Annotated in this window: 28 protein-coding genes and 1 tRNA gene; 8 read left to right on the forward strand and 21 right to left on the reverse strand. The window is 69.3% G+C overall.

The genetic code is table 11. From position 1 onward, the window contains the following. Positions 1-1,116 (reverse strand): glutamate 5-kinase, encoded by a 1,116-nt coding sequence (gene proB / locus LG391_RS14645; RefSeq protein WP_225768733.1) that lies wholly within the window; start codon positions 1,114-1,116, stop codon positions 1-3. A 155-nt stretch (positions 1,117-1,271) separates the two neighbouring features. Between proB and LG391_RS14650 the strand changes: the two genes are divergently transcribed. Then, positions 1,272-1,616, forward strand: a complete 345-nt coding sequence (locus LG391_RS14650) for a gamma-glutamylcyclotransferase family protein (protein ID WP_225768734.1) — start codon at positions 1,272-1,274, stop codon at positions 1,614-1,616. An 8-nt stretch (positions 1,617-1,624) separates the two neighbouring features. Here the strand turns inward: LG391_RS14650 and LG391_RS14655 are convergent, their stop codons facing one another. The 6 genes from LG391_RS14655 to rplU all read right to left on the reverse strand — a co-directional run bounded on the left by LG391_RS14655 (position 1,625) and on the right by rplU (position 5,699). Beyond that, positions 1,625-2,431 carry a hypothetical protein gene (locus LG391_RS14655; RefSeq protein ID WP_225768735.1) on the reverse strand — a complete coding sequence of 269 codons (807 nt, stop codon included), beginning with the start codon at positions 2,429-2,431 and terminating at the stop codon, positions 1,625-1,627. A gap of 139 nt (positions 2,432-2,570) precedes the next feature. Then, a complete protein-coding gene (locus tag LG391_RS14660; RefSeq protein ID WP_225768736.1) occupies positions 2,571-3,440 on the reverse strand; it encodes a phosphotransferase family protein in 870 nt (289 codons plus the stop codon). A gap of 3 nt (positions 3,441-3,443) precedes the next feature. After that, positions 3,444-3,917 carry an N-acetyltransferase gene (locus LG391_RS14665; protein ID WP_225768737.1) on the reverse strand — a complete coding sequence of 158 codons (474 nt, stop codon included), beginning with the start codon at positions 3,915-3,917 and terminating at the stop codon, positions 3,444-3,446. Further along, entirely contained in the window at positions 3,893-4,957 is a 1,065-nt protein-coding gene (obgE, locus tag LG391_RS14670; RefSeq protein ID WP_225768738.1) for a GTPase ObgE, read from the reverse strand. Before obgE ends, LG391_RS14665 begins: the two co-directional genes overlap by 25 nt. Before the next feature lie 148 nt (positions 4,958-5,105). Continuing rightward, positions 5,106-5,369: a 50S ribosomal protein L27 gene (rpmA, locus tag LG391_RS14675; RefSeq protein WP_225768739.1), complete on the reverse strand. Its 264-nt coding sequence runs from the start codon at positions 5,367-5,369 to the stop codon at positions 5,106-5,108. A gap of 15 nt (positions 5,370-5,384) precedes the next feature. Beyond that, positions 5,385-5,699, reverse strand: coding sequence for a 50S ribosomal protein L21 (gene rplU / locus LG391_RS14680; protein WP_225768740.1), 315 nt, complete (start codon positions 5,697-5,699; stop codon positions 5,385-5,387). 258 nt (positions 5,700-5,957) lie between these two features. Here rplU and LG391_RS14685 point away from each other — a divergent pair. Continuing rightward, positions 5,958-6,047 (forward strand) — tRNA-Ser (locus LG391_RS14685). 203 nt (positions 6,048-6,250) lie between these two features. After that, the gene (gene arr, locus LG391_RS14690) at positions 6,251-6,679 is read left to right on the forward strand and encodes an NAD(+)--rifampin ADP-ribosyltransferase (protein ID WP_225768741.1); all 429 of its coding nucleotides are present in this window, start codon (positions 6,251-6,253) and stop codon (positions 6,677-6,679) included. A gap of 247 nt (positions 6,680-6,926) precedes the next feature. Here arr and LG391_RS14695 read toward each other — a convergent pair whose 3' ends face one another. Beyond that, entirely contained in the window at positions 6,927-7,538 is a 612-nt protein-coding gene (locus LG391_RS14695; protein ID WP_225768742.1) for a TetR/AcrR family transcriptional regulator, read from the reverse strand. Between the two features lie 153 nt (positions 7,539-7,691). On the opposite strand from LG391_RS14695, the gene LG391_RS14700 reads away from it, so the two are divergent. Together LG391_RS14700 and LG391_RS14705 are read left to right on the forward strand one after the other, a co-directional pair. Then, positions 7,692-8,447 carry an SDR family NAD(P)-dependent oxidoreductase gene (locus LG391_RS14700; RefSeq protein WP_225768743.1) on the forward strand — a complete coding sequence of 252 codons (756 nt, stop codon included), beginning with the start codon at positions 7,692-7,694 and terminating at the stop codon, positions 8,445-8,447. 124 nt (positions 8,448-8,571) lie between these two features. Further along, on the forward strand, positions 8,572-8,820 hold the full coding sequence (locus tag LG391_RS14705; RefSeq protein WP_225768744.1) for a hypothetical protein: 249 nt from the start codon (positions 8,572-8,574) through the stop codon (positions 8,818-8,820). 58 nt (positions 8,821-8,878) lie between these two features. Here the strand turns inward: LG391_RS14705 and LG391_RS14710 are convergent, their stop codons facing one another. Then, positions 8,879-9,775, reverse strand: a complete 897-nt coding sequence (locus LG391_RS14710; RefSeq protein WP_225768745.1) for an SDR family oxidoreductase — start codon at positions 9,773-9,775, stop codon at positions 8,879-8,881. 100 nt (positions 9,776-9,875) lie between these two features. On the opposite strand from LG391_RS14710, the gene LG391_RS14715 reads away from it, so the two are divergent. Beyond that, a complete protein-coding gene (locus tag LG391_RS14715; protein ID WP_225768746.1) occupies positions 9,876-10,715 on the forward strand; it encodes a helix-turn-helix transcriptional regulator in 840 nt (279 codons plus the stop codon). 9 nt (positions 10,716-10,724) lie between these two features. On the opposite strand, the gene LG391_RS14720 is transcribed toward LG391_RS14715, so the two are convergent. Further along, positions 10,725-12,944 carry a xanthine dehydrogenase family protein molybdopterin-binding subunit gene (locus LG391_RS14720; protein ID WP_225768747.1) on the reverse strand — a complete coding sequence of 740 codons (2,220 nt, stop codon included), beginning with the start codon at positions 12,942-12,944 and terminating at the stop codon, positions 10,725-10,727. A gap of 3 nt (positions 12,945-12,947) precedes the next feature. Further along, complete coding sequence (locus tag LG391_RS14725) at positions 12,948-13,400, reverse strand: (2Fe-2S)-binding protein (protein ID WP_225768748.1); 453 nt, start codon at positions 13,398-13,400, stop codon at positions 12,948-12,950. Positions 13,401-13,544: 144 nt separating this feature from the next. On the opposite strand from LG391_RS14725, the gene LG391_RS14730 reads away from it, so the two are divergent. Then, a complete protein-coding gene (locus LG391_RS14730; RefSeq protein WP_225768749.1) occupies positions 13,545-14,603 on the forward strand; it encodes an AraC family transcriptional regulator in 1,059 nt (352 codons plus the stop codon). On the opposite strand, the gene LG391_RS14735 is transcribed toward LG391_RS14730, so the two are convergent. Both LG391_RS14735 and LG391_RS14740 read right to left on the reverse strand, forming a co-directional pair. Continuing rightward, positions 14,515-15,534 carry an SDR family NAD(P)-dependent oxidoreductase gene (locus LG391_RS14735; RefSeq protein ID WP_225768750.1) on the reverse strand — a complete coding sequence of 340 codons (1,020 nt, stop codon included), beginning with the start codon at positions 15,532-15,534 and terminating at the stop codon, positions 14,515-14,517. The genes LG391_RS14730 and LG391_RS14735 overlap by 89 nt on opposite strands. A 125-nt stretch (positions 15,535-15,659) precedes the next feature. Beyond that, complete coding sequence (locus LG391_RS14740) at positions 15,660-16,556, reverse strand: LysR family transcriptional regulator (RefSeq protein ID WP_225768751.1); 897 nt, start codon at positions 16,554-16,556, stop codon at positions 15,660-15,662. Positions 16,557-16,637: 81 nt separating this feature from the next. On the opposite strand from LG391_RS14740, the gene LG391_RS14745 reads away from it, so the two are divergent. Continuing rightward, on the forward strand, positions 16,638-17,186 hold the full coding sequence (locus LG391_RS14745) for an AAA family ATPase (protein ID WP_225768752.1): 549 nt from the start codon (positions 16,638-16,640) through the stop codon (positions 17,184-17,186). On the opposite strand, the gene LG391_RS14750 is transcribed toward LG391_RS14745, so the two are convergent. The 8 genes from LG391_RS14750 to LG391_RS14785 all read right to left on the reverse strand — a co-directional run bounded on the left by LG391_RS14750 (position 17,187) and on the right by LG391_RS14785 (position 25,711). Then, positions 17,187-17,516: a TfoX/Sxy family protein gene (locus tag LG391_RS14750; RefSeq protein ID WP_225768753.1), complete on the reverse strand. Its 330-nt coding sequence runs from the start codon at positions 17,514-17,516 to the stop codon at positions 17,187-17,189. A gap of 15 nt (positions 17,517-17,531) precedes the next feature. After that, a complete protein-coding gene (locus LG391_RS14755; protein WP_225768754.1) occupies positions 17,532-18,281 on the reverse strand; it encodes a FadR/GntR family transcriptional regulator in 750 nt (249 codons plus the stop codon). Positions 18,282-18,352: 71 nt separating this feature from the next. After that, positions 18,353-19,912 carry a HEAT repeat domain-containing protein gene (locus LG391_RS14760; protein ID WP_225768755.1) on the reverse strand — a complete coding sequence of 520 codons (1,560 nt, stop codon included), beginning with the start codon at positions 19,910-19,912 and terminating at the stop codon, positions 18,353-18,355. A gap of 94 nt (positions 19,913-20,006) precedes the next feature. Beyond that, on the reverse strand, positions 20,007-20,858 hold the full coding sequence (locus LG391_RS14765; protein ID WP_225768756.1) for a carbohydrate ABC transporter permease: 852 nt from the start codon (positions 20,856-20,858) through the stop codon (positions 20,007-20,009). Further along, positions 20,848-21,798: a carbohydrate ABC transporter permease gene (locus tag LG391_RS14770; RefSeq protein ID WP_225768757.1), complete on the reverse strand. Its 951-nt coding sequence runs from the start codon at positions 21,796-21,798 to the stop codon at positions 20,848-20,850. Before LG391_RS14770 ends, LG391_RS14765 begins: the two co-directional genes overlap by 11 nt. Next, entirely contained in the window at positions 21,795-23,015 is a 1,221-nt protein-coding gene (locus LG391_RS14775; RefSeq protein ID WP_225768758.1) for a sugar ABC transporter substrate-binding protein, read from the reverse strand. The genes LG391_RS14770 and LG391_RS14775 overlap by 4 nt, the downstream gene beginning before the upstream one ends. A gap of 66 nt (positions 23,016-23,081) precedes the next feature. Next, positions 23,082-24,401 (reverse strand): alpha-L-fucosidase, encoded by a 1,320-nt coding sequence (locus LG391_RS14780; RefSeq protein WP_225768759.1) that lies wholly within the window; start codon positions 24,399-24,401, stop codon positions 23,082-23,084. Further along, complete coding sequence (locus LG391_RS14785; RefSeq protein WP_225768760.1) at positions 24,398-25,711, reverse strand: L-fuconate dehydratase; 1,314 nt, start codon at positions 25,709-25,711, stop codon at positions 24,398-24,400. The genes LG391_RS14780 and LG391_RS14785 overlap by 4 nt, the downstream gene beginning before the upstream one ends. Between the last annotated feature and the right edge of the window lie 157 nt (positions 25,712-25,868).

Consider the following 25,868-nt stretch of genomic DNA (forward strand, 5'->3'; position numbering starts at 1 on the left):
TCAGCCAAGAACCAGATCGTCGCGGTGGATCATCTCGTCCCGGCCGCGATAGCCGAGTATGGCCTCGATCTCGCGGCTCTTGTGGCCGCGGATGCGGTCGGCGTCGTCGGAATCATAGGCCGAGAGGCCGCGCGCCAGCACCCGGCCGTCCCCGTCCTTGACCGCGATCGGATCACCGCGGCGGAAGCTGCCCTCGACCGCGGTGACCCCGGCCGGCAGCAGGCTGCGGCCGTCCGCCAGCGCCCTGGCCGCGCCGGCGTCGATCACCACCGCCCCGACCGGCTTGAGCGAGCCCGCAATCCAGCGCTTGCGGGCGGTGCGCGGCTCCGCCCCCGGCACGAACCAGGTGCAGGGCGCGCCGGATTCGATGCGCTTGAGCGGCGCCGCCTCTTTCCCCATGGCGATGACCATGCGGCAGCCGGCGCCCATGGCGATGCGGGCAGCGACCAGCTTGGTGACCATGCCGCCGGAGGAATAGCCGGGCAGCGCCTCGCCGGCCATCGCCTCGATCTCCGGGGTCAGCTCGTTCACCTCGGGGATCAGCGTCGCGGCGGGGGCGCGCTTCGGGGCTGCGGTGTAGAGCCCGTCGATGTCCGACAGCAGCACCAGCGTGTCGGCCGAGATCATCTGCGACACCCGCGCCGCCAGCCGGTCGTTGTCGCCGAAGCGGATCTCGGCCGTGGCCACCGTGTCGTTCTCGTTGATCACCGGCACCGCGCCGAGGCGCAGCAGCGTCTCGATCGTGGCGCGGCCGTTCAGGTGGCGGCGGCGGTCCTCGGTGTCCTGCAGGGTCAGCAGGATCTGGGCCACGGTGATGTCGTGCCGGGCCAGCGTCTCCTGATAGGCGTGCGCCAGACGGATCTGGCCGGTGGCGGCGGCCGCCTGCTTCTCCTCCAGCCGCAGCGGCCGGCCCTTGAGGCCCAGATGCTCGCGCCCCGCCGCGATCGAGCCGGAGGAGACGATGATCACCTCCTGCCCGCGGGCGCGGCAGCGGGCGACGTCGTCGGCCAGCGCGTCCAGCCAGGCGCGGCGCAGCTGCCCCGTGCGTGGGTCGACCAGCAGGGCGGACCCGACCTTGACGACGATGCGGCGGGCCTGGGCGAGGGAAGCGGTCATGACGGGGATTCGGGAGAAGGGTGGGCGACGAACGAAGAGAGGCTTCTTCCTAGCCTTCCGACCCCACCCGAGCCAAGCCGTTCCGCGACCCGCCCTCCCTTCGCCGCGGCACGGCGGCTATGATCCGGCGCCACGCCCGATTCAGAGGAAGAGCCATGACCGGGGACGCGACCGTCCTGCTGTTCTCCTACGGCACGCTGCAGCAGGAGAACGTCCAGCTCTCCTCCTTCGGCCGCCGGCTCGAAGGCACGCCCGACGCGATGCCCGGCTGGCGCCGGGGCGAGATCGAGATCACCGACCCCGAGGTGATCCGCACCAGCGGCAAACGCTTCCACCCGATCGTCGAGCGCGGCGAGGCGGCGGACGAGGTGGCGGGGACGGTGTTCCGGATCACCGAGGCCGAGTTGGCCGCCGCCGACGCCTATGAGGTGTCGGACTACAAGCGGATCCTGGTGCCGCTGCAATCCGGCCTGGAGGCCTGGGTCTACGTCCGGGCCTGACGGCGCCCTCAGCCCCGGCCGAGCGCCTGGCGGATCGCGATCTCGACCGGGGAATAGGCGCCGTCCGGCCGCTCCAGCCGGTAGGGCTCGGCCAGGCCGATCGAGGGTTGCGCCAGGAACCGCGGCTCGGTGCCGCGATGCCGCTGCGCCGCGTGGATCATGAAGGGGTGGCACAGATAGACCGTGCCGGCCGGGCCGGTCGCCAGCGCCTCCGGCCGGCCGGCGCCGACCCGCCGGACATCCGGGCTGGCCAGGCCCGCCTCGCCCGCCGGTTCCAGGAACCGGGCCATGTCGAGATGGGAGCCGACCCGCAGCCGCGTCGGGGCGTCATCCGGGCCGATGTCGGAGAACAGGAACAGCGTCAGCAGCGCCCGGCCGCGCGAGCCGACATTGACACGCCAGGACGAGAAGTCCTGCCGCTCATGCGGGTCGCTGCTGTTGCCGGGAAAGCTGACATCGACATGCCAGCCATCGTCTTTCGGGGCCTTGCGCGCCGGGAAGCGGACCGGGAAGGTGCCGAGATCGGCGCGCGGCTGCCACCGGCCCTTGCCGACCAGCCGGTCGATGGCGGCGCGCAGGACCGGCGTGTTCGCCGCCTGCCGGAACGGCTCCTGCCCGTACCAGCCGAGCCGGACGACCGGCTGGGTCCAGGTCCTCCGGTCCTGCGGATCGCAGGGCAGGTCCCGCCACAGGATCGCGCGCCCCTGCTCGGCCAGGTCTCGGGAAAACGCCCGGTCGATCCGGACGAATCCGTCCGCGATGAACCGCTCCACCTGCGCGTCGTCGAGCGCCGGGCCGGATTGTTCGATGGTCATAGAAGCTCCTCTCCGCCGCCCTTCGACGGCATCGCTGTCCGATCCTCCTCGTGGCTGCTGTCAGAGGCCGGGGGGACGGAGCCGGATGGCGGAGAGAATCATCATAGCCGCAGGATAACGCATCCGGCAGGCGATGGAATCAGGCTGTGGCGAAATACCGTTCGGCCCCGGCCACGCCGTCGGCGAGCGCCCCCTCGTTCCGGTGATCGAGGCCGAACAGGATGTCGAGCAGCGGGAAGGTGGCGCGGTAGAAGGCGATCCGCCCGGCCATCGCCGGCAGGCCTGGATAGTGCGGCTGCAATCGGCGCAGGACCTCATCGCCCAGCCCAGCGGCCAGGCTGGCGAGATCGTAGGCCGGGTCGCCCAGGCCGCATCCGGCGAAGTCGATGATGCCGGTGACGCGGCTGCGGTCGGCCAGGATGTTGCCGGTGCCGAAATCGCCGTGGATCACCGCCACGGGCAGGTCGCCCGCGCGCCCGGCGAAACGGCGGAAGGCCGCATCGACGGCTGATCGCGTGGTCGGCGACAGGCGCGGCAGCACGTCGGCCGGCAGCCGCGACGCCAGCTCCTGCCAGGTGTCCTCCCGCCGTCCGTCGCCGACCACCTCGGCCGGCAGGCCGTGCAGGCTGCGCAAGAAAATGGCCAGGGCCAAGGCCAGGCGCTCCCGGTCCGCCTCGCCGAAGCCGTCGAGGGAGTGGAACGGCTCGCCCGGAAGGCGGTCATGGACGGCGATGGCGCCGATCCCGCTCTCGATGACCCGGACATCGGGGATCGCGATCGGCAGGGCCGGCCGCAGGCGTCCCAGCAGCCCGGCCTCGCGCCGCAGCGCCGCCTCCGCCCCGGCATGGCGCGGGACGCGCACGATCCGGTCACCGAAATCGAGCACCCGGTTGTTCTGGCCGGCCTCGACGATGGTCGCGGAGGTGGATCGCGACCCAATCAGGGCTGCAAGCTCGGCGAGGGGCAACCCGTCAAGCGAGACGCCTGAGCTCTGGTCCGAGACGATCATCGTTCAGCCCAGATCCCGCTCCAGCTCGATCTCGTCTCGGATCGGGATGCCATGGGCGCCGATCAGAGGAATCGACGGCTTGAGCCGGCGGGCCACCTCGACCGCGCCGGGTCGAACCGCAATCAGGCGGAAGCCGCGGCGCTGGTAGAAGCGCAGCGCATCGAGATTGTCGTTGGTGGTGGTCACCCGCATCACGGCATGGCCGCGGGCTTTCAGCTCCGCCGCCACCGCCTCGACCAGCGAGGTGCCGATGCCGGCGCCCGGCGGATCGGCGTCGAGCGACATCAGCTCGCCCGTCTCCGGATCGAAGGTCGCGAGTCCCTGCCCCATCGGCTCGGTGACGATCGCCGGGAAGTCCCGCAGGTCGAACAGCCGGCCGCACAGCACCATCTGCGGGCTGCCCCAATGCGCCGTCAGGAAGGCGGCCACCGCCTCCCGGTCGGCCGGGCCGCTCAGTCGGAGTCGGTGGGCGCCCATGGGGTGATGTCCGCCGGCGCCGCCTCCTCCTCGGCCGGGGCCGGGCGGCTTTCGGCGATGCGGGCCCAGAGCAGACGCAGCACCTCCTGCACCCCGCCGCCGGTGGCGCCGGACAGGGCGACCACCTTGGCCTTGCGGCCGGCCGCGGCCTTCAGCGCCTTCAGCCGCGCCGCCGCCGTGTCCTTGTCGAGGGCATCGGTCTTGTTCAGACCGACGATCTCGGGCTTGCCGGCCAGGCCGCCGCCATAGGCCTCGAGCTCGCCGCGCACCACGCGATAGGCCTCGGCCACATCCTCCTGCGTGCCGTCGACCAGGTGCAGCAGCACGTTGCAGCGCTCGACATGGCCGAGAAAGCGGTCGCCCAGCCCCGCGCCCTCATGCGCGCCTTCGATCAGACCGGGGATGTCGGCCAGCACGAATTCGTGGTCGTCGCTGCGGACCACGCCGAGATTCGGGTGCAGCGTGGTGAAGGGGTAATCGGCGATCTTCGGCCGGGCGGCGCTGGTGGCGGCCAGGAAGGTCGACTTGCCGGCGTTGGGCAGGCCCACCAGCCCGGCATCGGCGATCAGCTTCAGCCGCAGCCAGACCCAGCGCTCCTCCCCCGGCCAGCCGGGATCGAATCGGCGCGGGGCGCGGTTGGTCGAGGTCTTGAAATGGGCATTGCCGAAGCCGCCATCGCCGCCCTTGAGCAACCGGATGCGTTGCCCGACCTCGGTCAGGTCGGCCAGTACCTCCTCCTTCTCCTCGTCCAGCACCTGGGTGCCGACCGGCACGCGCAGCACCGCGTCTTCGCCCTTGGCGCCGGAGCGGTCCGAGCCCATGCCGTGATGGCCGCGCTCGGCCTTGAAATGCTGCTGGTAGCGGTAGTCGATCAGGGTGTTGAGGCCGTCCACCGCCTCGACCCAGACGTCGCCGCCGCGGCCGCCGTCGCCGCCGTTCGGGCCGCCGAACTCGATGAACTTCTCGCGCCGGAAGGCGACGCAGCCGTTCCCGCCGTCGCCGCTCTTCAGGAAGATCTTGGCTTCGTCGAGGAACTTCATGGCCGAATCGCCCCGTGCCGCCGGCTCCGGGGCCGGCCCTCTTCTTGTCGCATCAAAATAGGAAACGGGGGAATGGTTGCCCATTCCCCCGCTCCAGATCCGTGCCTGCAAGCCCCCCGCCTTCAGTGAAGGCTTGGGGAGCGAGGCGTTACTCGGCGGCGTCCGCCTGGGCGATCGTCACCGTGGTGCGGCCGCCGGCCGACTTGAACTGGACGTTGCCCGGAACCAGCGCGAACAGCGTGTGGTCCTTGCCCATGCCGACATTGACGCCGGGATGGAACTTGGTGCCGCGCTGCCGCACGATGATGTTGCCCGGGACGACGGCTTCGCCGCCGAACTTCTTCACGCCGAGACGCTGACCCGCCGAATCGCGGCCGTTGCGCGACGAACCACCGGCCTTCTTATGTGCCATCTGTCGATCTCCTCTTTACGCGCCGGCGATGGCGGTGATCTTGAGCACCGTCAGGTCCTGGCGGTGGCCCTTCTTCCGCCGATAGTTCTGGCGGCGCTTCTTCTTGAAGATGATGACCTTCGGGCCGCGGGTCTGCTCGACCACCTCGGCGGTGACCGACGCACCGGCCAGAACGGGGGTGCCGATCTTGACGGCGCCGTCGCCGCCGACCATCAGCACGTCCTCGAGGGTGATGGAGGCACCCGGCTCGGCGTCGAGACGCTCGACCGTGACAAGCTGGTCCGGAGCAACCCGGTACTGTTTCCCGCCCGTGCGGATGACTGCGAACATGGTCAAGCTGCCGTCGACTGGGAGGACGCCCCTTGCGGATCGTCCTCAGGTGATCAAAAACAGGCACGGGTGCCAGCCGGAACCAGCACCCGTGTCCGTGAACGCGGCACTATAGTCAGGCGCGCCGGCGTGTCAACGGCGGAATGCGAGGCCCGGAGTTTTGCCTCCGCAATCGACGCTTGCATGGTGGAACGCTCTCCACTATGGTCCGCGCCGGCCACGCGGAGGGGGTCCTGGAGACCCCCGCCATGCCTCTGCGGAGAGGTGCTAGAGTGGTTGAATAGGACGGTCTCGAAAACCGTTGTGTCCGCAAGGGCACCGAGGGTTCGAATCCCTCCCTCTCCGCCAAACACCGCCGGTTGCCCTCTATGATGCGATATTGCCGCCGATCACCGCATCATCGAGCGGCGCTGAAAGCCGATAATTCTACCGCTACGACCTAACATATCTTTAAGATCAGCAACGGTAGCAAGCGACCTCATCGCGGACATTGGCACCGCTTGGCTCACTGACTACAAGCAGAATCACAATATAATATAAGGACGATGGCGATGGCGATGTCCGTAGTTCTGGACGAGGGACCGTTCTTTCACGGCACAATCGCGGATTTGCGCGCGGGTGATTTCCTCACAGCAGGATATCGGTCGAACTATCGTCCTGAAGTAGTGATGAACCACATCTACTTCACTGCCATTGTGGACGGTGCCGGGCTTGCCGCTGAAATCGCGGCGGAACTCACCGGCGGCGGCGCGGTTCAGCGTGTTTACGCCGTAGAGCCGACCGGGACATTCGAGAACGACCCGAACGTGACCGACAAGAAATTTCCCGGCAATCCCACTCGGTCATATCGCAGCAGCGCACCGCTCAAGGTCATTGGCGAAATCACGCATTGGACCAGATTGACGCCCGAAGCACTACAGGTGTGGAGAGAACGACTGACCGCACTGCGCTCAGACGAACGAGGCGAAATCATCAACTGATGCGTGGCCCCCACGCATCTTGTGCTCATTACGTGATCGAATCGCTAAAAGAAGACGATCAGCAAGCGCCCCATTGTAGCCATTCGCTCTTACCTTAATTTTGTAGGGCTATAGCGTAGACGTAGTTCTCCGTTTCATCGGGCGTGGCCCGCCATTTCCCGCCGCATGCCGCCTTCCCGGCTCAACCTCGCAGCGGGTACGCCAGCGCAGCAATCACGGCGACGCCGGGCGCCCTCCTCATCCAAAGTCAGACCGACGTTCCGGCCCCTCTGGAACGACCGGCTGGCCACGTGGAAAGCGCTTGCTCGGCGACAGCCTCCAGCATGTCGCGGCTGAAGCCGGCCTTGGCCTGCACCGCCATGCCGTGAGCGACAGCCATCACGAAAGCCGCAAGGGCATCGGATTTGGCCGTCTCCGGCAAGTCGCCTTCGGCCTTCGCCCGTTCGAAGCGCTCACGAAGCCGCGCCTGACCCGCCGCGCGAAACTCTATCAGCGCCTGTCGCACGGGTTCCGCTTCATCCGATCCCGCCAGGGCCCCGTTGATGCCGAAACACCCCGGATGGTCGGGATAGCGCGTGTTGAGGTCGGCTGCATTGTACAGGATGTGCGCGGCAACCTGGCGTGCCGTGGGGAGTTGCAGCGCCTCCGGCATGTAACCCAGGAATCGCTCCTCGTAGCGGGCCAGGGCCCGGCGGAAGAGTGCTTCCTTGTTGCCGAATGCAGAATAGAGGGCGGGCCTCTCCACGCCGGCAGCCTCGGTCAGGTCGGTGTAGGAAGCGCCCTCGTAGCCCTTGCGCCAGAAGACGCACAGCACGGCGTCGAGCGCCTTCTCCACGTCAAATTCGCGATGGCGGCCCATCAGCCCAGCCCAGCTTTTTCATAATGGCCATTACTAAACCGCTTGACAGCCTCCCGTCCAGATTTCATACCAACCGTTATCGTAATGGCTGTTACGAATCAGCCGCTCGCTCGGGTCGGGCGGCGCCCTGATCGCCACACGGAAGAGATCCTCATGTCCAACATGTTGAAGGGTAAGGTCGCTCTCGTTACCGGCGGCTCTCGCGGGCTCGGCGCTGCCGCGGCGGAGGCCCTGGCCGACCAGGGGGCGGACGTTGCGATCAGCTACGTCGCGTCGGCCGAGAAGGCCGAAGCCGTGGTCGAGACGCTGAAGGCGAAGGGCGTCCGAGCCCTCGCGATCCGGAGCGACCAGGCCGACACGGCCGCGGCCAAGCCGCTGGTCGAGACGGTGTCGGCGCATTTCGGCAAGCTCGACATCCTCGTCAACAACGCGGCGATCGCGGTGCAGGGCAAGACGGTCGACGACCCCGATCTCGACACGGTCAATCTCGATCGCCAGTGGCAGATCAACGTCATGGGCGCGGTGGCGACCACGCGCGCGGCGGCACCGGTGCTGCCGGATGGCGGCCGGATCATCTTCATCGGCTCCCTCCTGGGCAGCCGCATCCCGTTCGCCGGCGTCGCCGACTATGCGGGAACCAAGGCTGCCATCGCCGGCTATGCGAAGGGCGTCGCCCGCGATCTCGGCGGACGCAACATCACGGTCAACGTCATCCAGCCCGGCATCATGCCGACCGACATGGCGGCAGAGGTGCGCGACAAGCTCCCCGACGCGATCATGGACCTGCACCCCATCCGTCGGATCGCGACGCTCGAGGAAGTGTCGGCCCTCGTCTGCTTTCTGGCGGGGCCGAACGGGGGCTACATCACCGGCGGCGTGATCGACGTGGCCGGCGGCCTGCAGGTCTGAGCGTCGAGGGGCCAGTCCCAGAAGACAAGAACTCTCGACCAGACGGCTCCCGGAAGCGTGCCGAAGGGCACCGGGAGCCGTCTGGTTCGTGGAACCGGCGCCCGCCCCATGCGGTTTTCCGGGCATGACGAAATGCCGAGATCCGCATGACTGGACCATCCTCCCCTCCGGCCAGGGCGGAGGATCGGTGAGCTGCGGCGCCTATCGCGGCTGGTACAAGAAGAACAGCCAGGGCGCCATTCAGATCACCTGGACCGACGGCCCCGAGGAGGGGCCGCCCACCGACGTCCAGCGTGCCGCCAACGAGGCCTGCGCCCGGGCCGATGACGGGCGCCAGGCGAGCAAGTCCGGCCGCCTGGACGCGGGGGGATGAGGCCCCGCCCCTCCCCGCCGCGGATGTTCGAGCGCGGCCCCAGCGGCCGCGCTGCCCGTCAGCCCCCGAAATAGGCCGGCCGGGCGATATCGGCGATCAGGCCGGGCTGCTCCGGCGCCCAGCCCAGCAGCGCGCGGGTCCGCTCGCTCGAGGTCGGGACGTCCATCCCGACGAACATCGCGAACCAGCCGAAATGCTCCCTCGCCTGCTCGGGAGACAGGCCGGCCACCGGCACGCCCAGGCGGCGGCCGATCACCGCGGCGATCTCCCGGAACGGCACGCCCTCCTCCGCCATCGCGTGATAGCGGGCGCCGGCGGTGACGCCGCGCTCCAGCGCCAGGCGGTAGACCCGGGCGGCATCGAGCCGGTGCGCGGCGGGCCAACGGTTGAGGCCATCGCCGACCATGGCCGACACGCCCTTCTCCCGCGCCAGCCGGATCAGGATCGGCACGAAGCCATGGTCGCCGTCGCCATGGACCGACGGCGGCAGCCGCACCGTCGCGGCCCGCACGCCCCGCGCTACCAGATCCGCGGCCGCCGCCTCGGACAGGCGGTGATAGGTGGCCGAGTTGGGGAGAGGCGGATCCTCCTCGGTCCCGACCGGGCCCCGCGGCACGATCAGGGCGCCGGAGGTGACCAGCAGCGGGCGGTCGGAGCCGGCGAGCGCGTCGCCGATCGCCGCGATGGCGCGGCCGTCGATCTCGCAGCTTTCCTGGAACTTCGAGAAATCGTGGATGAAGCCGGTGTGGATCACGGCATCGGCCTCGGCGGCACCCCGGCGCAGGCTGCCGGGGTCGCGAAGGTCGCCGCGATGCGGCTGGGCGCCCGCGGCGAGAAGGGACTCGGCGCCTGCGTCGGAGCGGGTCAGGCCGAGAACCTGATGGCCCGCGCCGATCAGGTCCTGAACGACGGCGGAGCCGACGAAGCCGGTGGCGCCGGTGACGAAGACACGCATGGGAAAGCCTTTTGTTGAAGGACGGAGGCAACCGTCTCTCCCATGTGGTATCCTGGTAAAGACGTGACATTATACTGGTATAATTGTTAACAGGCTCGGCATGCCGGTCGCGAACGACAATCCGTTGGGAACCTATCTGAAGGATCGCCGCGCGAAGCTCGATCCGGCGGCCTTCGGCCTCTCCGGGCCACGCCGGCGCACGCCCGGCCTGCGCCGGGAAGAGGTGGCCCAGCGCGCCAACATCAGCGCGACCTGGTACACATGGCTCGAGCAGGGCCGGGGCGGCGCGCCCTCGGCCGATGTGCTCGACCGGATCGCCCGCGCCCTGATGCTGACGGATGTCGAGCGCGAGCACCTCTTCCTGCTCGGCCTCGGCCGCCCGCCCGCGGTCCGCTACCAGACCACCGAAGGCGTCACGCCGCGGCTGCAGCGCGTGCTCGACGCGCTGACGCTCAGCCCGGCCCTGGTGAAGACCGCCACCTGGGATGTCGTCGCCTGGAACCGGGCCGCGGCGGCGGTGCTGACGGACTACGGAGCGCTGCCGCCCGAGCAGCGCAACATCCTGCGCCTGATCTTCCTCGATCCCCGCGTCCGGGCCGCCCAGTTCGACTGGGACGGCGTGGCCCGGTTCGTGGTGGCCGCGTTCCGGGCGGATGCGGCGCGGGCCGGGGCCACGGCCAAAGTGGAGGCCCTGGTGGACGAGCTCTGCCGGCTCAGCCCCGAATTCGAGGCGATGTGGCGCGACAACGATGTCCGCAGCTACGGCGAGGGCATCAAGCGCCTGCGGCATCCGCTCGCCGGGCCGATCGCCTTCGAATTCTCGGCCTTCGGCGTGGACGGCCGGCCCGATCTCGGCATGATCGTCTACAATCCGGCGACGCCGGACGATGCCGACCGGATCAGGTCTCTCATCGGGTCGCAGAGCGCCGCGCCGGCCTGATCACCGAATTCAGGCGCCGAGCGCCGCCTTCACCCGCTGCGGCAGGAACGGATAGTGCCGAAGCCGCACGCCGCCGGTGAGCCGCGCCACCGCATTGGCGATCGCGGGACCGACCGGCGGCAGGCCGACCTGGCCGACGCCCCCGATCGGGCTCTCGGGCGTCGGAATCACGGCGACCTCGATATCGGGCACCTCGGACATGCGGATCACCCGATAGGTGTCGAAGTTCGACTCCTGCACCCGGCCATCGACGATGTTGATCTGTTCGAACAGCGCCTGGCTGATGCCGTTGGTGATCCCGGTCATCATCTGCGCTTCGATGTTGCGCGGCTGGACCGCCACCCCCGGATCGACCGCGCACCACACCGAATGCACGCGGATCTCGCCGCTCTGCCGGTCGAGCGACACCTCGGCGATCTGTGCGCAGTGGGAGCCGAACGCATCGGAATAGGCGAGGCCGAGCGCGCGCCCGTCGCGCGGGCGGTCCCATTCCGCCATCCGCGCGACGGCCTCGACGACCCTGCGCGCCCGCGGCTGGTCCTGCAGCAGCTCCAGCCGGAGCGCCAGGGGATCGACGCCCCTGGCCGCTGCGATCTCATCGACCACGCATTCGATGGCGAACCTGGTGTAGCCGACTCCGACCGCGAACCAGAAGCCGACGTCCAGCCCGTTGTCCTGGCGGATATACTCGATCCGATGCGCCGGGACGGCGTAGTTGAACTCCGCGCCCTCGGTGACGACATCGTCGTGGCCTCCTGCGCTCTCGAGCAGCTGGGGCATCGTCCGGGCAAAAATGGAATCCGCCACGATGCGGTGCCGCCAGCCGAGGATGGCCCCGCCGGTGTCGAGCCCGACCTGGATGTGCTGCGCCGCGAGCGGCCGGTACTTGTCGTGCTGGACGTCGTCTTCGCGGCTCCAGACGACCTTGACCGGGCGGCCCTGCTCCGCCTTGGCCAGCGACACCGCGTCGACGATGAAGTCGGCCTCCGCCTTGCGGCCGAAGCCGCCGCCGAGCAGCATCGTGTTCACCTTGACCTTGTCGGGGGTGGTACCGGCCACCTCCGCGGCGAAGCCCTGGGTGCCCGTCGGGCCCTGTGTCGGCGCCCAGATCTCGACCGTGTCGCCGGTCACCAGCGCCGTGGCGTTCATCGGCTCCATGGTCGCATGGCAGACGTGGTCGCTCAGGTAGTCGGCCTCGATGACCGTCGCGGCCCCCGAGATCGCCGCCGGCGCATCGCCTTCGGCGAGAGCATCGACCCCCGTCCGGGCGAGGTCGCGGCCGACGCTGCGGTACTGTTCCAGCAGCCGGTCGCTGGTGTAGCGGCGGACCCGCGACGACGTGCTCCAGGTCACGTCGAGCAGATCCTTGGCCCGCATCGTCGCCTCTATCGTCTCGCCGATGACGCCGACGCCGTAAGGCAGCGGGACGATCTGCCTGACGCCCGGTACCGCTTTGGCCGCGGCGTCGTCGATGGCTTCCGGCGTCTCGTCCTGGACGGGCGCCCGCAAGACCGCCCCGTACAGCATGCCCGGGCGCTGCACGTCGATGCCGAACCTCGCGCTGCCGTCGACCTTTGACGGCAGGTCGGCGCGGTTGATGGCCGGATTGCCGATATAGCGCCACCGCTCGCGCGGTTTCAGATCGGCAGCGGTCGCCTGCGGCAACGGGTCGGGAAGCTCGCCGGTCGCGGCGATCGCGCCGTAGTCGAGCGAGCGGCCCGATGGCGCGTGCACGACCCGGTTGGGCTCGGTCGCGAGTTCGCCCACCGGAACCTTCAGCAGGCCGGCGGCACTCGCCAGGATGATCTTGCGGGTCTGGGCGCCGACCAGGCGCAGCATCTCGTAGTAGCCCCGCGTGGATTCGCTGCCGCCGGTGAGCTGGATGCCGTAGAAGCCGGGGTTGCCGTAGGTCTCCGCGTCGGACGGAGCCTGGACGATGCGCACCTTGTCCCAGTCGGCATCCATGTCCTCGGCGATCAGCAGCGGCAGCGTCGTCATGATCCCCTGCCCCATCTCGGAGGCGGGCGACGTGATGATCACCGCGCCGTCGGCTGCGATGGTCACCCAGGCGTTCGGCCGGTAACCGCCCTCGACCGCGGGAACCACGGCGGCGCCCGAGGCGTCCCGAGGCGGGCCGCCGAACGCGACCGCGATGCCGATGCCGCCGGCCGAGACGAGAAAGCTGCGCCGCGACAGCGCGCGGCTGCGAAGCTGCAAGGTCCCGGTCACGGCTCAGGCCTCCCTTGCGGCGCGCTGGATCGCGCTGATGATTCTCTGATAGGTCCCGCAGCGGCAGATGTTGCCGTCCATGTGCTCGACGATCTGGTCGCGGGTCGGGTTGGGGGTGTCGGCGAGGAGAGCGGCCGCCTGCATGATCTGTCCGGACTGGCAGTAGCCGCATTGCGGCACCTGCTCGGCGATCCAGGCCTTCTGCAGCGGGTGACTCGCATCCGGCGACAGGCCTTCGATCGTCGTCACCTCCCGGCCGGCCACGTCCTGAAGAGCGGTGACGCAGGAGCGCGCCGGCGCGCCGTCGACATGGACGGTGCAGGCACCGCATTGCGCGATGCCGCAGCCGAACTTGGTGCCGGTGAGCTTCAGATGCTCCCGGATCACCCACAGCAGCGGCGTATCGGGTCCGGCGGCGACATCCACCGCCCGCCCGTTGATCGTGAACGCTGTCATGAGGGCTGCTCTCTCCACCCGGTTACAGGCTTTCGGAGGCGCCGCACCTGGATCACCTCCGCTGGATACCCCACGGTAGGAGTCCGAGGGCGTACGATCTATGCTGGAACGTCCGCGTTATCTTCTCGATCGTCCGGAACTGCCATGGACCCGCTTTCAGACGTGCTGTCGCTGCTGAAGCCGCGCAGCTATGTGTCCGCCGGCTTCGACGCGGGCGGGGACTGGTCGATCCAGTTCGACCACCAGCACGACCGCATCAAATGCTACGCCGTGACGTCCGGCGCGTGCTGGCTGGCTGTGGAGGGCGTTCCCGAACCGGTGCGCCTGAGGGCCGGGGACTGCTTCGTGCTGCCGAGCGGGCGGCCGTTCCGCCTGGCCAGCGACCTGGCCCTGACGCCTGTGGACGCCGGCACCGTCTTTCCGCCCGCGCGGGATGGCGGCGTCGTCACCTTCAACGGCGGCGGGGATTTCTTTCTGGTCGGCAGCCGCTTCGCCGTCAGCGGCCACCATGCCGGCATCCTGCTGCGGATGCTGCCGCCCATCGTGCACATCCGGAAGGAACCGGACCAGGCGGCGCTGCGCTGGTCGGTGGAGCGGATGATGCAGGAGCTGCACGAGCGGCAGCCGGGCGGGTTTCTGGTCGCGCAGCACCTCGCGCACATGATGCTGGTCCAGGCCCTGCGGCTGCATCTGGAGGAAGGACGGAGCGGCGGCGTCGGCTGGTTCTTCGCCCTGGCGGACAGGCAGATGGGCGCGGCGATCGGCGCCATGCACGCCGATCCGGCGCATCGCTGGACCTTGCAGGAGCTGGCGGCGCGCGCCGGCATGTCCCGATCGGTCTTCGCCCTGAAGTTCAAGGAGAAGGTCGGGGAGGCCCCGATGGAGTACCTGACGCGCTGGCGAATGCTGCTGGCCGGGGACAGGCTGGCGAATTCCGGCGATCCGGTCTCCGCCATCGCCCCGTCGCTCGGATATGAGTCCGAAAGCGCCTTCAGCACGGCGTTCAAGCGGGTGATGGGCTGCTCGCCAAGGCAGTATGGCCGCGGCGCCCGCCTCGCCTCCCCCGTGTGGGGAGACGACGACGGGGCGATAGGCACGGACGAGATGCGCCCGGTCAGCGCGGCTGCGGCCGCAGCGTCAGCAGGTCCGCGATCCGGTTGTGCGAGATCATCTGCGTCTGCAACTGCTCGTGGGCGGCGTTGACCGGGTCGATGCCGTCCCTGTAGGGGCCGACCGTCAGCCGCGACGGCCGCCCGCCGAACTCCATCGCGGCCAGCGCGACGACTGCGTCCGAGACCTCCTTCGGGTCGAGCTCCGGGTCGGGAACGAGATCGGCCAGCATCGCCTCGATATGGCGCGCATAAGGCTCCGTCCGCGCGCGCTCGGCGTCCGGAAGCTCGCCCAGCATCCGCTCCCAGTGACGCACCGCATTGGCCTGCAGCTGCGTCGGATAGGCGCCGGCGGGCTGCACCACGACCACCTCGATGTTGGAGGCGGCGGCTTCGTAGGCGAGCGCGTCCGCGGCGGCCTCGACGGCCAGCTTCGATGCGCAATAGCCGCCCAGCATCGGGTCGATGGCGCGACCGAGCGCGCTCGACATCTGGATGATCGTCCCGCCCCGCTGGGCGCGCATCTGCGGCAGCACCTCGCGGTACAGGCGCAGCGCCCCGTTCAGGTTGGTCTCCAGATTGGCGCCGAACCAGGCCGGCGTCTGTACCTCCACCGGGCCCGGGACGACGATGCCGGCATTGCTGACCAACACATCGATCCGGCCGGCGGCGGCAACCGCGCGGGAGATGCCGGCGGCGACCGACGCGTCGCTCAGCACGTCGATCTCGACCACCTCCAGGCTCAAGCCGTCCTCCGCGAGTGCGGCGAGCTCGCGGGCCGCCGGCGCGTTGCGGCCGCCGGCATCGCGCATCGTCGCGAAGACCCAGGCGCCCTGCCGGGCGAAGCCTTCCGCCATCAATCGGCCGAAGCCGGAGCTGGTGCCGGTGATCACGACCACCGGGGGCTGCGCCGCCTGTGCCCGGAGCGGGCGGGCCATCACCATCAGCCCTGCCGCCATGCCGGCCTGCAGCAACACCCGGCGGCTAGCCCCGGTCCGCAACCGGCCTTCGTCATTCACGGTCATCACATGCCCTCCCGTGATCATCGACGGCGGGCAGGATCACATGGCGGGGAGGCGTCGTGGTAGGAGCGACAATTTGGAAACACTGTCTCACTTGCGCTAACAGCCGCGCCGGCTTGGGTGCGCCGTCAGGCGGCCCGGACGCGCAGCTTGGCGGCGAGGAAATCCAGCAGGGCCCGATGCGCGGCGGTCGGATGGCGGCCGCTCGCATAGACCGCGTACAGACCGCCGCTGTCGACGCCGTGCCGCTTCAGGACTTGCCGGAGCCTCCCGGCATCGAGATCGTCCTGGACGACGCCGGTGGGCAGCAGGGCGAGTCCCAGGCCGGCCACCGCGGCGCGAAGCGCAGCCTGCGCGCTGTTCACGGCGATGCGGCCCTGCATATGGACCTCCTCCGGCCCCTGCGGGCCGTCGAGCCGCCAGGCGGCATTGTCCACGGACGGACCCAGCACGACGGCGTCATGCGCGGGCAGGTCGCCGACAGACCGTGGCGTTCCCCGGCGCGACAGATAGCCGGGGCTGGCGACCACGATCCGCTTCGCCGGGCCGAGCTTGCGGGCGACGAGGCTCGAGCTGGACAGCCGGCCGGTGCGGATGGCGATGTCGATGCGCCTCTCGATGAGATCGACATAGTCGTCGCTGAGGTGTAACTCCACCTTGACGTCCGGGAACCGGGTGCAGAACTCTGCCACCCACTCGATCAGGTAGCGCACGCCGAAATAGACGGGCGCCGTCAGCCGCAGCGTGCCGCTGGGCACCCGCTGTGTCGCCGCGACCCGCTCGGACGCGGCTTCCAGATGCCGGAGGCCGAGATCGACCTCGTCGAGATAGGCCCGGCCGAGCGAGGTCAGCTCGATCTTGCGCGTCGTGCGGTGCAGCAGGCGTGCCCCGATCTCCTCCTCCAGCCGCGCGATGTTCCGGCTGACGGTCGCCTTCGGCAAGCCCAGCATCCGTGCCGCCCCGGAAAAGCTCCCCGCCCGCACCACGCGCGAGAACAGGATCAGGTGGTTGAGATCGACCGCCAATTGGCGACTCCGATGGAACAGTCACCCCCGAATGTCACACCGACGATAACGTCGTTTCGCTATCCTCGAAAGGAGACGCTCATGTCAGCAGACGCCCCGATGAACCGTTTCGTCGTCATCTCCGGCTGCTCGGGCGGCGGCAAGTCGACGCTGCTGGCAGAGCTCGCCCGGCGCGGCCATGCCGTGGTCGAGGAGCCCGGGCGGCGCATCGTCAAGGAGGAGCTGGAGAGCGGCGGCCGGGCCCTGCCCTGGGTCGACGGGCCGGCCTTCGCCCGCCGCGCCATCGTCCTGGCGTTGGCCGACCGCGCCGCGGCCGAGGGCCGGCCCGGCTGGGTGTTCTTCGACCGCGGCCTCGTCGACGCCGCGTCCGCGCTGCAGCACATGACCGGCGAGCCGGCGCTGGAGACTCTGGCCCGGTCCAACCCCTATCACCGGCGCGTGTTCCTGACCCCGCCCTGGCCGGAGATCTACGGCACCGATCCGGAACGGCGCCACGGCCTCGACGCAGCCCTGGAGGAATACGAGCGGCTGCTCCAGGACTATCCGACGCTGGGCTACGAGGTCGTGATCCTGCCGAAGACCGGCGTGGCGGAACGGGCCGAGTTCGTCCTGGCCACCCTGGCGACGTAGCTATTTCGGCGGCAGGGTGCGGACGAAGGCGAGCGCGGCGTCGAGCAGCCGCCGGCGCAGCGCGTCGTCGCCATAGGCGGCCGCGCCGGCCCGCACCCAGCCCGGCATGTGACGGCCCTGCATGATCATCGGCGCGACGTCGGGCTGCTCCAGCGCCCAGCCGTCATTCCCTTTGCCGAGGCGGACCAGCATGCTGTCGACCCGGGCGCCGCACAGCAGGTTGCCGTGCAGCAGCCAAGCCAGGCCGCCGAACATCCGCTTCTCGTCCAGGCCGGGCTCCGTGCCCAGCGCCTCGCGCACCAGCTCCTCAAGCCCCGGATCGCGCGCCATGTCGCCCTCCCCGCCTTAGCTCGGCCCAGCCACCTTCTCGGCGATGCCGCGGTTGCGGGTCAGCATCGCCACCACCGCGTCCCGCGCCTTCTGCGGATCGCGGCCGCGGATGCCCTCGGCGATCGCCATATGATAGTCGGCCGAGGGGCTGTAGGCGTATTCCGCCGCGATGCCGTGGGCCGAGACCAGGAACTGCACCCGCAGCAGCACGTCGAGCGGCCGGGCGAAGCCGGAGAGCAGCCGGTTGTGCGAGGCGTTCAGCACCGCCAGGTGGAAGGCCACATCGGTGTCCAGCACCTGCGGCATGGACTCCACCGCCAGCCGCGCGGCCAGGACGACGATGGCATCCGCCTCCTCGTCCGTGGCGCGCAGGGCCGCCAGCTCGGCCGCCTGCGGCTCGACGATCTCGCGCAGCTCGGAGATCTCGACCAGGAAGCGGCCGATGCCGTCCGGCTCGCGCAGATGCCAGGCCAGCACGTCGGGGTCGAGGATCGACCATTCCTCGCGCGGCCGGATGCGCGAGCCGTAGCGCCGGGCGGTGCGGATCAGCCCCTTGCCGGCCAGGACCTTGATCGCCTCGCGCATGGCGTTGCGGCCGACCGCGTATTCGGCGGCCAGCTCGGTCTCGGTCGGCAGCGGGCGATCGCCGTCATAACGGCCGGCGACGATGGCGCGGCCCAGCGCCTGCCCCGTCTGGCGCACCGCGCCGCCCGCGAGCGAGCGGCCGGACGCGCCGGACAGGGTGCTTTCCAGCGGGGCGGCCAATGCCTCGGGGTCCGAAGGTCCGCTGGTGGGAGAGAGCCGCCGATCCGCCAATGCCGCGCCGTGGAAACAGGTCAGAAAATGCTCGCCGACGTCGTCATCGGACACCAGCGGGAAAGCTTCAGATAGGGTAGCAGCACCCGGTACGCGGCGTCATCCCCGATGCGGGACAGCGCCTCGACCGCATAGCCGCGGACATAGCGGTTCGGGTCCTGGGTCAGCACCCGGCCCAGCGCCGGCACCGCCGCGGCCGCTGCCTGCCCCATCCGCGCGAGGCCGAGAACCGCATCGAAGCGCACCTCCTCGTCCGCATCCTCGAGGGCCTGGGCCAGCGCGGCGACGATCGCGTCATCGGCCGGCTTCAGCCCCAGCGCCTCGACCGCGGCGATGCGCAGATGCGGGTCGGCGTCGCGGGTGGCGGCGATCAGCGCGTCGCGCGCCTCCGGCCCCGTCCCGGCGATCTCGCCCAGGGCGAAGGCGGCCAGCTTGCGCGACCGGCCGGCGCCGCCGCGCAGCAGGCGCAGCAGCTCCGGCACGGCCGGCGCGCCGATCTCGACCAACCCGTAGATGGAGGACAGGGCGATGCAGTCCTTCCCCGTCAGCCGGCCGGCATCGCTCTTCTGCGTGCCGTCCTCCGGGTCGCGCCGCGTGTCGGCCTCGACCCGCTGCACCAGCGCCGGCAGCGCGGCCTCGCCGATCGCGCCGAGGGCATAGGCGGCGTCGAGCTGCAGCGCCTCGTCGTCGCTATCGAGATGCGGCAGCAGCGCCGGCACCAGCGCCGCGGCGGCAGGCCCGAGATCGGCGATGGTCGACATCGCGGCCGCCGCCTCCGCCGGGGTGCCGGCCAGGGCCGTGCGCAGGGCGTCGAGATCGGCCGAGCCGCCGGCCGCGGTGCCGCCGGTCAGCCAGCGCCACTGCGCCTTCCACGCCGCCTCCATCGGGAAGGACGGCACCTGCTCCGGCGCCCGCCAGGCCGGGTCGCCGTGCGGCCAGGCCGGCGCGCTGACTGGCGCCATGCGGATGAACTCGAACTTCATCATGAACCGCTTGCCGGCGGTCAGGTTCTTCATCTTCCGGTGCCAGATGTCATAGTGGATCATCAGCACCGAGCCGGCGGGGCCGGAGCCGTTCTTCTCCAGCGCGTCCGGATCCTGGATCCCGGCGGCGAGCAGATGGCTGCCCGGCACCACCCCGGTCGGCCCCAGCTCGGCCGGCGTGTCCTGGGGATAGTACATGATCATGACCCAGCGCGGCCGGTGGTTCCGCACCCGGCGCATGTAGCCCCAGTAGCTGTCCTTGTGCCAATGCTGGATCGGCGAGCCGGGCGGGTTCTTATGCAGGGCCCGGTGCGGGTGCATGATGTAGTCCGGGCCCAGCACGCTGGTCAGGGCGCCCTTCACCACCGGGTCCTCGAACACGGCGTTGATCTCCGGCACCAGCGGCAGCAGGTTGTTGCCCGGGTTCTCGTGCCGGTCGCCGCCGATCAGCTCGTCGAAGCGCTGGAAGATCTGGTCGTGGAACGACTTCGGTAGCGCCGTCTGCAGCACCAGATAGCCGTTCGCCAGGAACTGCCGGATCTGCGCGTCGGTGAGGAGGCGCGGCGCCTCGGCCTGCGCCGGAACATGCATGTCCATGGTCGGTCCCTTCCCTGCCTATGGCTCGTGCGTCAATGATGCGACTCTAAATGGGATTTAGCAATATGCCTGCCCCTCTAAATCCCCTTTAACGTCACCGCCCGCCGAACCCGGAATTCATGGCGATGCCGCTGAAGATGTAGCGCTGCAGCAGGATGGTCAGGCACAAGCCCGGGATCATCGAGATCGCGGCGCCGGCCATCAGGTAGTTCCATTGCGCGCCCTGCTGGGTCTGGAACATGGTCAGGCCCAGCGGGATGGTGGCGTGGTCGGTGCCGTTGACGATGATCAGCGGCCACAGGAAGCTGTTCCACTGCGCGGTGAAGGTGAACAGCGCCAAGAGGCCGAGCACCGGCAGCGACATCGGCAGGATGATGCTGACCAGGATGCGCAGGCGCGAGGCGCCGTCGCACAGCGCCGCCTCCTCCAGCTCGCGCGGGATGGTCTTGAAGAACTGGCGCAGCATGAAGGTGCCGAAGGACCCGAAGGCCACCGGCAGGATCAGCGCCTGGAAGGTGTTCACCCAGTCGAGCCTGCTGATGAGGAGGAACAGCGGGATCACCAGCACCGCCTGCGGGATCATCAGCGTCGACAGATAGGTCAGGAACAGCGTGTCGCGGCCGACGAAGCGCAGCCGGGCGAAGGCATAGGCGGCGAGGCTGGAGACGGTCAGCACGATCACGGTGACGGCGGCGGAAACCAGCGCGCTGTTCAGGAAGAAGCGGCCGAAGGGCAGATAGACCCAGGCGTCGAGGAAGTTGCCCCACTGCCAGTCGCTGGGCAGCAGGCGCGGCGGCAGGGCCAGCACCTCGCCGTTCGGCCGGATGGCGTTGGTCAGCATCCAGAAGAACGGGAACAAGAAGGCCAGGGCCACCAGCGCCATGGCCCCCTGCGAGACCAGCGTGCCGGCGGTGACAGGGCCGGTGTCCTTCCGCCTAGTCGTCATAATGCACCCATTTCCGCTGCAGCCGGAACTGGAGCGCCGTGAGCGCCATGATGATCACGAACATCACCCAGGCGATCGAGGAGGCGTAGCCCATCCGGTAGGTGGTGAAGCCGTTCTGGTAGATGAAGAAGCCGAGCGTCGCGGTGGCGGCGCCGGGCCCGCCGCGGGTCATGGAATAGACCTGGTCGAACACCTGCAGCGCGGTGATCGCGGTCATCACCGTGCCGAAGAACAGGGTCGGCGAGATCAGCGGCAGCTTGATCCGCCAGAAGCGCTGCCAGGCGGTGGCGCCGTCGATCTGGGCGGCGTCGAGATAGGTCTGCGGGATCGATTCCAGCGCCGCGCCGAACAGCAGCAGGTTGTAGCCGAAGCCCGACCACAGCGAGACGATGACGATCGCCTGCATCGCCCAGGCCGGGTCGACCAGCAGGTTCGGGATCGGCAGGCCGAGCGACTGCACCAGCCAGTCCATCAGCCCGCCCGGGGTGAAGATCAGCACCCAGACCAGCGAGGCGCCGATCATCGGGGTGAAGGTCGGCAGGAAGAAGATCAGCCGGAAGAACCGCTTGCCCCACCGCAGGCTGGAGATCCAGACCGCCATGCCGACCGCCAGTACGATATTCAGCACCAGGTACTCGGTCGTGTAGAAGACGGTGTTGACCAGCGCCCGCCAGAAGCTGGGGTCGACCGTGAACAGCCGGGTGTAGTTGGCGAGGCCGACGAATTTCGGCTGGTTCAGCAGCTGCCAGTTGGTGAAGCTGAGCGCCAGCGACGCCACCAGCGGGAACAGCAGGAAGGCGAGGAAGCCGAGCAGGCTGGGCAGCAGGAACCAGAAGGCGGCCCGCCCTTCCGCCCGGAAGGCCCGGTGACGCCGCCGAGCCCCCTGGGCTTGCGGGACAGCCGCCGCCTGCGTTCCGAGATCCTGGGCCTGCACGGTCATTCGGCGGCCAGCCCTTGCACAGTGTCCAGCACCTCGGCGCCGGTCTGCGACCCGCTATAGGCCAGCGGCGCATACTGCTCCAGCAGCTCGTACACCGTGTTCCAGTTGGCCGTGGTGCGGTAGGGCTGAGCGGTCTTCAGCGCGAAGTCGATGGTCTCGCGCGCGTTGGCCACATCCTGCGCCGCCACCTCATACCAGTAGCCCTGCTGCGCGATCCGGGCCGGAAAGGCGCGGCCCTGCGATGCCAGGTACTGCTCCGCCTCCGGACCGGTCAGCACCTGGATCGCCTTCCACGCCAGGTCCTTGTGCGGGCCGGCCTTGTTGATGCCGAAGCCCGAGCCGGCGGAGAAGGTGATGCTGCCGGCCTTGCCGGCGGGCAGCGGCGCCAGCCCGACCGGGAAGTTGGAGGATTTGCGGATGTTGATCATCTCCCACGGGCCGGTGACGTACATGGCGACGGTGCCGGCCAGGAAGCGGCCGCGGGCGATGTCGCCGGAGGGCTGGCCGCTGGCGGCGATCACCGGCGCCACCTTCTCCTTGGTCACCAGGTCGACATAGGACTGGAAGGCGGCCTGCAGCTCGGGGTCGCTGAAGTTCAGCCCGCCCTCCTCGGTCAGGTACTTCGCCCCGTCCGACAGCGCGAATTCCAGCCAGTCGCTGGCGGTGACGGCGAAACCGTAATTGCCGTCCCGGGTCAGCGCCTTGGCCGCGGACAGGAAGTCCTCCCGGGTCCAGCCGGCCTTGGGCGGCTCGACCTTGTATTTCGCGAACAGGTCGCGGTTGTAGTAGACGACCAGCGGCCCGAAATCGTAGGGCAGCGCGTAGAGATGGCCGCCATAGCTGAGGCCATCAAGGATCGATTTGTCGAACTGGCCGAGGTCGAAGCCGTCCTTCACGTGCTCGTCCAGCGGCTCGAACAGCGTGGTGAAGTTGGACAGGCGCAGCGACTGAATGCTGACGATGTCCGGCAGCGTGTTCGAGGCCGCCAGCGTCGGCAGCTTGGTCCAGTAGTCGCGCCAGGGCGAGGTCTGCAGCTCGACCTTGATGTCGGGATGCTGGGCGTTGACCAGCCCGGCGACATGCTTCCAGGCTTCGATCTCGGCATCGGTGCCGGCCCACATCTGCCAGGTCAGGGTCACCGGCTCGGCCCGGGCCGGGGCGGCGGACAGCGATGCGGCCACCGTCGCCGCGGCCAGGATGGTGCTCAGCGTCTTCATGGCGTTCATCCTCCTGCTGCGGCCGCCTTCTGCCGGGCGGGCGCTTGATGGGTGTGCGGCCGAGACTCAGCCGTCTTTCAGGAACAGCTCCACCACCGGCACGGTCACGTCGGGCCGGCGCACCGGCAGCTCCAGCGTCAGCGTGCCGGCGGTCAGCGGCACATGGGTGTTGCCGCCGAGCGCCGGATCCCTCGGTTCCAGCCGCTTCACCTCGCTGGCGTCGTGCAGCAGCTGGGCGTAGGCGACCTTGCCGCCGAGCCCGTCGAGATGCAGGTGCCGGAACGGCCAGGCGAAGAGATGGACGTAGAGCCGGCTGCCGTTGCGGGTCAGCCGGCAGTCGCGTGGCACGGAAATACCCTCCCCTGCCGGGCCGCAGCCATAGATGCTGCGGCCGTGCAGCGCCAGCCAGCTTCCATAGACCTCGAGCGCCGCCTTGGCGCGGTCGTCAAAGGTGCCGCGGCCGGTCGGGCCGACATTCATCAGCAGATTGCCGCCCATGGCGACGTTGTCGACCAGCAACTGGATCAGCTGCTCCGGGCTCTTCCAGCTGGTCTCGTCGCGGTGATAGCCCCAGGAGCCGCTGAAGGTGTGGCAGGATTCCCAGGTCACCGCCTGGTCCAGCACCCGCGGCGCCTGACGCGGCAGGAACTGCTCCGGCGTGGTGATGTCCGGCGGCACGCCCAGCACCTCGAGCAGGTCGAGCCGGTTGTTGACCAGCGCGTCCGGCTGCAGCTCGCGCACCAGCGCCAGCAGCCGCTCGCTCTCCCAATCCTTGTGGCCCTTGCCCGGTAGGTCCTTATAGGGCCGGTCCGGGTAGGAGAAGTCGAACCACAGCACGTCGATCTTGCCGTAGCCGGTCAGCAGCTCGCGCACCTGGTCGCGCATATAGGCGGCGTAGCGGCGCATGTCCCGGCCCTGGTTCAGCGCCGCGACCTCCGGGTGGTTGCGCTGCGGGTGGTGGACGTCGATGGTGAAGTCCGGGTGGTGCCAGTCGATCAGCGAGTAGTAGAAGCCGACCTTCAATCCTTCGGCCCGGAACGCTTCGACGAAGGGCTTGATCAGATCGCGGCCGTAAGGGGTGTTGGTCGCCTTGTAGTCGGTGACCTTGCTGTCCCACAGGCAGAAGCCCTCATGGTGCTTGGCGGTCAGCACCACGTATTTCATCCCGGCCTTCTTCGCCCGGGCCGCCCAGTCGCGCGGGTCGTAGAGGTCGGGGTCGAAATGCTCGAAATAGGCGCGGTAGGCCTCGTCGCCGATCTCCTCCCGGCTCTTCACCCATTCATGCCGGGCCGGCAGGGCGTAGAGGCCCCAATGGATGAACATGCCGAAGCGGTCGTGCACGAACCAGGCCTTCTTCTCCTCCGGCAGAAAGGTGGCGGCGGTCATCGGGCGGCCTCCTGGTCGTCGCGCCAGGCGCTGCCGTCGGGGAAGCGGTGGGCCTGGAGCGAGGCGGGCTTCATGGCGATGGAGTAGCCGGGCGCGGCCGGCGCGGCGTAGCAGCCGTCCACGATCCGCACCGGGTCGACGAAATGCTCGTGCAGATGGTCGACATATTCGATGAAGCGGCCGTCCTTGCTGCCGCTGACGGCGACGAAGTCCCACATCGACAGGTGCTGCACATATTCGCACAGGCCGACGCCGCCGGCATGGGGGCAGACCGGCACGCCGAACTTGGCCGCCATCAGGATGATGGCGAGGTTCTCGTTCACGCCGCCGACCCGGGCGGCGTCGATCTGGCAGAAGCCCATGGCCGCGGCCTGCAGGTACTGCTTGAACATCACCCGGTTGTGGACATGCTCGCCGGTGGCGACCCGGGTGCCGTAGCGCCGCAGCACCCGGTCGATCGCGGCGTGGCCGAGGATGTCGTCGGGGCTGGTCGGCTCCTCCACCCACAGCGGCTTGAACGGCAGCAGCGCGGTCGACCACTCGATCGCCTGGCCGACATCCCAGACCTGGTTGGCGTCGACCATGAAGGTCAGGTCGTCGCCGATCTCGCCGCGCACCAAAGCGGCGCGGGCCAGGTCGGCCTCGCGGTCGGCGCCGACCTTGATCTTGAACGCCTTGAAGCCCTGGGCCAGCGCTTCGCGCACCAGGCGGCGGATCTTGTCGTCGCTGTAGCCGAGCCAGCCGGCGCTGGTGGTGTAGGCGGGATAGCCCTCGGCCAGCAGCCGCTCGATCCGCGCCGCCTTGCCGGCCTCCTGCTGGCGCAGCAACTCCACCGCCTCGGCCGGCGTCAGCGCGTCGGTGATGTAGCGGAAATCGATGCAGCGCACCGTCTCCTCGGGCGTCATGTCGGCCAGCAGGCGCCACAGCGGCTTGCCCTCGGCCTTGGCCCAGAGGTCCCAGATCGCGTTCAGCATCGCCGCGGTGGCCAGCTGCATCACCCCCTTCTCCGGCCCCAGCCAGCGCAGCTGGCTGTCGCCGGTGAGGTGGCGGTAGGTCGCGCCCATGTCGCGGGTGAATTCGGCCAGGTCCCGGCCCAGCACCGCCGGCTTCAGCGCCTCGATCGCGGCGCAGACGATGTCGTTGCCGCGGCCGATGGTGAAGGTCAGGCCGTGGCCTTCCTGACCACTGTCAGTCGAGAGGATCACATAGGCGGCGGAATAGTCGGGGTCGGGATTCATCGCGTCCGACCCGTCCAGCCTTTTCGCGGTCGGGAAACGGATGTCGAGAACGCTGATCCGGTCGATTTTCAAGGGTGTCTCCGTCCCAGAGCGGCGCGCCAAGGCGGCGGCGCCGAGCGACGTTCCACAACCGCTTCTCCGGCGGCTTTCCTGCCGATCTCGGCGGCAGGCCCTGGCATTAGGAGGCGGGTCAGGCTAGGGTGTCAAGTGGTCAGGCCAGCTCAAATGG

The organism is Inquilinus sp. Marseille-Q2685 (assembly GCF_916619195.1).
Classification (GTDB): domain Bacteria; phylum Pseudomonadota; class Alphaproteobacteria; order DSM-16000; family Inquilinaceae; genus Inquilinus.